At 71.5% G+C, this 5968-nt stretch carries 3 protein-coding genes; all 3 read left to right on the plus strand.

What is annotated here, in order from left to right; genetic code table 11:
- Window positions 1–76: 76 nt before the first annotated feature.
- The 3 genes from FNH04_RS39905 (at window position 77) to FNH04_RS39915 (ending at window position 5801) form a co-directional block, all read left to right on the plus strand.
- On the plus strand, window positions 77–1108 hold the full coding sequence (locus FNH04_RS39905) for a methionine synthase (RefSeq protein ID WP_322725231.1): 1032 nt from the start codon (window positions 77–79) through the stop codon (window positions 1106–1108).
- Between the two features lie 15 nt (window positions 1109–1123).
- Window positions 1124–3316, plus strand: coding sequence for an NAD-dependent DNA ligase LigA (gene ligA, locus FNH04_RS39910; RefSeq protein WP_322725233.1), 2193 nt, complete (start codon window positions 1124–1126; stop codon window positions 3314–3316).
- A gap of 229 nt (window positions 3317–3545) precedes the next feature.
- Entirely contained in the window at window positions 3546–5801 is a 2256-nt protein-coding gene (locus FNH04_RS39915) for a putative bifunctional diguanylate cyclase/phosphodiesterase (protein ID WP_152791008.1), read from the plus strand.
- Window positions 5802–5968 lie beyond the last annotated feature (167 nt).

Raw genomic sequence — 5968 nt, forward strand, 5'->3', positions numbered from 1 at the left:
CCCCGTACCTGCACCCGCACGGGCACTGCACCCGCACGGGCGCCCCGCCCCCCACCACCTACGTAGGCTTCACCACGTGAACGAGAACTTCAGCTTCGGCCCCGCCACAGGCATCGGCTCCATGCCGGGCGGCGACGCCCGAGAGGCCGCCAAAACCGTCACCGGCACCTTCGAGGGCCCGGAGACGGGGATGCCGTACCTGCCCGAGCTCCCCGCCCGCGGCCCCGGCGCCGACATGATCGGGCGGACCGCCGGAATGCTCGTCGAGCTGTACGCGCGCGTGGAGCCCAGCGGATGGCGGATCGGGGACCGGCCGGGGCGGGACACCAAGCGGGCGGTCTCCTGGCTCGGCGAGGACCTCGACGCGCTCGAGGAGTTCACACAGGGGTACGAGGGCCCGCTGAAGGTCCAGGCCGTCGGACCCTGGACGCTCGCCACCGCGCTCGAGCTGAAGAACGGTGAAGCCGCCCTGTCCGACCGCGGCGCCTGCCGGGACCTGGCCGGATCGCTCGCCGAGGGGCTGCGGGCACACCTCGCCGAAGTACGACGACGTGTGCCCGGCGCCCGGCTCGTCCTCCAGCTCGACGAGCCGTCCCTCATCGCCGTACTGCGCGGCCAGGTGAGGACCGCCAGCGGCTACCGCACCCACGGCGCCGTCGACCGGCAGATCGTCGAGGCCACCCTGCGCGACGTGATCGGAGTGCACGGGAACGGAAACGGCAACGAGAACGGGCCTGTCGTCGTGCACTCGTGCGCGCCCGACGTCCCGTTCGCCCTGCTGCGCCGCGCCGGCGCCACCGCCGTCTCCTTCGACTTCTCGCTCCTCACCGAGCGTGACGACGAGGTGATCGGGGAAGCGGTGGAGGCGGGTACGAGGCTGCTCGCCGGTGTGGTGCCGGGCACGGACACCGCGTTGTCAGACCCTGCCGGTAGCGTCATGGGTGTCAGGACGTTGTGGCGCAGGCTGGGACTGAGTCCGGGACTACTCACGGACGCGGTCACGGTCACGCCGTCGTGCGGACTCGCGGGCGCTTCCCCCGAGTACGCGCGCAGGGCTCTCGCCCACTGCGTCCGGGCGGCGACATCCCTCGCGGACAACCCTGAGTGACGGAAGGACCACACGGTGGCCGGCGACAAGCAAGCGGAGACGGCGGTGCCCGCCGAGGCACGGGACAAGCACGCGCAGCTCGCTGAGCAGATCGAGGAGCACCGCTTCCGGTACTACGTGAACGACGCTCCCGTCATCAGCGACGCGGACTTCGACAAACTCCTGCGCACCCTGGAGGCCCTGGAGGAGGAGCACCCCGAGCTGCGCACCCCCGACTCGCCGACCCAGAAGGTCGCGGGGGCGTACGAGACGGAGTTCACGGCCGTCCAGCACCGCCAGCGCATGCTCTCCCTCGACAACGCGTTCGACGACGGGGAGCTCGCCGCCTGGGCCGAGCGGGTCGCCAAGGAGATCGGCACCTCCGAGTACCACTTCCTGTGCGAGCTCAAGGTCGACGGCCTCGCCGTCAACCTCACGTACGAGCACGGCCGCCTCACGCGCGCGGCGACCCGTGGCGACGGCCGCACCGGTGAGGACATCACGCCCAACGTCCGCACCATCGCGGAGATCCCGGACCGCCTCACGGGAGACCGCGTCCCCGACCTCGTGGAGATCCGCGGCGAGGTCTACTTCCCGATGGAGAAGTTCGAGGAGCTCAACGCCCGGCTGGTGGAGGCAGGCGACAAGCCCTTCGCCAACCCGCGCAACGCGGCGGCGGGTTCACTGCGCCAGAAGGACCCGCGCGTCACCGCCACCCGCCCGCTCCACATGGTGGTCCACGGCATCGGCGCCCTGGAGGGCTCCGAGGGGCTCACCCGCCTCTCCCAGGCGTACGACCTGCTGAAGTCCTGGGGCCTGCCCACCTCCCGGCACAACAAGGTGGTGGACGACCTCGACGGCGTACGGGAGTTCATCGCGCACTACGGGGAGAACCGCCACTCCGTGGAGCACGAGATCGACGGCGTCGTCGTGAAGCTCGACGAGATCCGCCTCCAGGGCCGCCTCGGCTCCACGGCCCGCGCCCCGCGCTGGGCCATCGCGTACAAGTACGCGCCGGAGGAGGTCAACACCAAGCTCGTCAACATCCGTGTGGGCGTGGGCCGTACGGGCCGGGTGACGCCGTACGCACAGGTCGAGCCGGTCACTGTCGCGGGCTCGGAGGTCGAGTTCGCCACGCTGCACAACCAGGACGTGGTCAAGCTCAAGGGTGTCCTCATCGGCGACACGGTGGTGCTGCGCAAGGCCGGTGACGTCATCCCGGAGATCCTCGGCCCGGTCGTCGACCTGCGTGACGGCACCGAGCGGGAGTTCGTGATGCCGGCCGAGTGCCCCGAGTGCGGTACGGCGCTGCGGCCCATGAAGGAGGGCGACGTCGACCTGCGCTGCCCCAACGCCCGTACCTGCCCCGCCCAGTTGCGTGAGCGCCTGTTCTATCTCGCGGGCCGCAAGGCGCTGGACATCGAGCACTTCGGATACGTGTCCGCAGCGGCCCTCACCAAGCCGCTGGAGCCGGCCGAACCCGCGCTGGTGGACGAGGGCGACCTGTTCGATCTCACCGTCGAGCAGCTGCTGCCCATCAAGGCGTACGTCCTCGACCAGGACAGCGGCCTGCCCAAGCGCGACCCGAAGACCGGTGAGGAGAAGATCGTCACGATCTTCGCCAACCAGCAGGGCGAGCCCAGGAAGAACGCGCTCGCGATGCTGGAGAACATCGCGGCCGCCAAGGAGCGCCCGCTGGCCCGCGTCCTCACCGGACTGTCGATCCGTCATGTCGGCCCGGTCGCCGCCGAGGCGCTGGCCCGTGAGTTCCGCTCGATCGATCGCATCCAGCAGGCCACCGAGGAGGAGTTGGCGAACACCGACGGCGTGGGCGCGACCATCGCGGCCTCGCTCAAGGAGTGGTTCGAGGTCTCCTGGCACCAGGAGATCATCCGTAAGTGGAAGGCCGCCGGCGTCCGTATGGAGGACGAGGGCTCCGGCGAGGACGAGGGCCCCCGCCCGCTCGAAGGACTCACCGTGGTGGTCACGGGCACGCTGGAGCACCACACGCGGGACGGCGCGAAGGAGGCCCTGCAGAGCAGGGGGGCGAAGGTGACCGGCTCGGTTTCGAAGAAGACCTCATTCGTCATTGTGGGTGACAATCCCGGATCGAAATACGACAAGGCGATGCAGCTCAAGGTTCCGGTCCTGAACGAGGAGGGTTTCGCCGTTCTTCTCGAACAAGGGCCGGAAGCGGCTGGCGAAGTCGCGCTTCCGACCGAGGAGTAGCGGTTGAAGGCCACCCGTTCGGCGCATACCAGATGCATACGGGTGGCCGGGTCGCATTCGGGCAACCGTCGACGACCGCTGCCCGTGGAAGCCTTCTGCGGCCTACTGTTGAGGTGTGCGCCTGCCGTGCCCGGACGCGTGGTGGGTTTTCAGACGCGGTGCCGTTGACGGTTGTCGGGAAGCAACGGGCCGCGCTGCGTGGGCACCGCCGGCTGTGAGAGGGACGGGAATGGAACCGAGCGAGAGCGCCGCCCCGGATTCACGGCTGCGTCTGCGCCGGTTGTCCGGGGCGTGGCTGAGCAGTCGACGGGCCGGGGCGGGGCGACCGTCGGAGCGCGCGGAGGACGCTCCCGTACGCGGCGCGTTGGTGCACGTCACCGGCGCGCAGGGGGCCGCGCACACCGGCGTGGAGCGCGGTACGGGGCTCCCGGGCCACGAATCCGAGTGGCACCTGTCCTGGCCCCCGTTGCCCGCCGCGATCGTCGGGGTGGCCGGCGCGGTGCTGGGCGCCGGCTTCTACCGGGCGTTCACCGGAGGGCACGCGCTCTTCCCGTCCGGCACGGCCGGCTGGTCGCTGGCTCTGCTGTCCGGCGTCATCGTCGGCCATCTGGTCGCGATGGGGCGCGCCCGCTGGTGGGGCGGCACCGGTTCGGGCGCCGCGCTCACCCTCGCCGTCCTGCTGCTGTACGGCTGGGTGCCCGCGGGGATGGTCAGCCTCACCGTCGTCGTCCTCGTCGGCGCCGCGCGCCGGGGCCGCTGGCGGCAGGGCGTGCTGCACGGCGCGGTCGACATACTGGGCATCGGCGCCGGAGCGCTGGTGCTCGCCGTCTTCGGGCGTGTGCCGTCCGTCGAGACGCCCTGGAACCCGGAGAGCTGGAACCTCTACGCGGCGCCCCAGGTCGTCCTGGTCGCCACGGCCTACCTCGCCGTCGCCCGCGGCCTGCTCTGGTACCTCCACGCCCCGCGTGGCGGCGGCGTACCCACGGTCGCCCGTACGGCCCTGGTCAGACAGGGCCTGGTCGCGGTCGCGCTGCTGGGCATCGCTCCACTCGTCTGTGTGGTCGCCGTCGCCCAGCCCCTCCTGCTGCCCCTGTTCGCCATCCCCCTCATCGCGCTCGACTCCACGCTCTGGATCGCCCGCGCCCGGGCGGAGGAGCAACTGCGCGACCCGCTCACCGGGCTGCCGAACCGTCAGTGGCTGCTCGAACGGACCTGGACGGCGCTCGACGACGCGGAACGCATCGGTGCGCGATCGGCTTTGATGTTGATCGACATGGACCGTTTCCGGTCTGTGAATGACACGCTCGGTCATCTCGCGGGCGACCGGCTGCTGCTTCAGATCGCCGACCGGCTGAAGCTGGCGCTGCCGCGCGGGGCGGAGGCCGCGCGGCTGGGCGGTGACGAGTTCGCCGTCTTACTGCCCGTCGCCGACTCCACGACGTCCGCGTCGCGGGTCGCCCGCAATCTCGTCGCCGCGCTCGGCTCGCCCCTCGACCTCGACGGGCTCACTCTCGTCCTGGAGGCCAGCGCCGGGCTCGCCGTCTTCCCCGACCACGCCCTCGACGCGGAGGGGCTGCTGCGGCGGGCGGACGTGGCGATGTACCAGGCGAAGCGGGACCGTACGGGCGTCGAGGTGTACGAGTCCAAGCGGGACTCCAACACCCCGGACCGGCTGGGCCTGCTGGGCGACCTCAGGCGTGCGCTCGACGCGCACGAGGTGCAGCTGCACTACCAGCCCAAGGTCCGCTTCGACGGGCAGGTGGCCGGGCTCGAGGCCCTGGTCCGGTGGGTGCACCCCGAGCGCGGGAAGGTTCCGCCGGACGAGTTCATAGCGATCGCCGAGTCGTCCGGTCTGATGCCGCACCTCACGGAGTACGTCCTGGAGACGGCGCTGGAGCAGGTGGCGCGCTGGCGTGCGCAGGGGTTGCACGTACCGGTCGCGGTGAACGTGTCGCCGAGGGACGTCCACACACCGGGGTTCGCGGGGGCGGTCGCGGCGCGGCTCGCCCGCCACGGGGTGCCGGCCGGTGCGCTCCAACTGGAGATAACGGAGCACGTGCTCCTCGAGGACCCGCAGCGGGCCGCGGACACCCTGGCGGGACTGACCGGGCACGGCGTCAAGATGTCGCTGGACGACTTCGGCACGGGGTACTCCTCGCTCGTTCACCTGCGTCGGCTGCCGGTCAGCGAGCTGAAGATCGACCGGTCGTTCGTGGCACGGCTGGCCGTCGACGCCGAGGACGCGGAGATCGTGCGGTGCACGGTCGATCTCGCGCACTCCCTGGGGCTGTTGGTGGTCGCCGAGGGGGTCGAGGACGACGAGACGTGGGAGCGGTTGCGCGATCTCGGGTGCGATGCGGTGCAGGGCTGGCTGGTCGCCGCGGCGATGCCGCCGGACGAGACGACGGCGTGGTTGCGGGCGCGGGGGTCGCGGGGCTGGCAGCGACCGGCGGCGGCGCTGCCGGCGGCGTCGGGGGACGAGTAGCGCGGGGGCGGTCAGGGGGTGGTTTCGCCCCCGCCGCCCCCCGGACCCCGCTCCTCAAACGCCGGAGGGGCTGAATCTCCAGCCCGTCCGGCGATTGAGGACGAGGCCCGTCCAGGGCCGAAGCGGGGTCTGGGGGCGCAGCCCTCAGTGATGGGACGGGTAGGGGC

Origin of the sequence: Streptomyces phyllanthi, from assembly GCF_009377205.1 — a bacterium.
Classification (GTDB): domain Bacteria; phylum Actinomycetota; class Actinomycetes; order Streptomycetales; family Streptomycetaceae; genus Streptomyces; species Streptomyces phyllanthi.

What these genes read in the sequence shown, in the direction of transcription:
- FNH04_RS39915 (WP_152791008.1), top strand. Translation starts at nt 3,546, where the DNA reads ATGGAACCGAGCGAGAGCGCCGCCCCGGATTCACGGCTGCGTCTGCGC.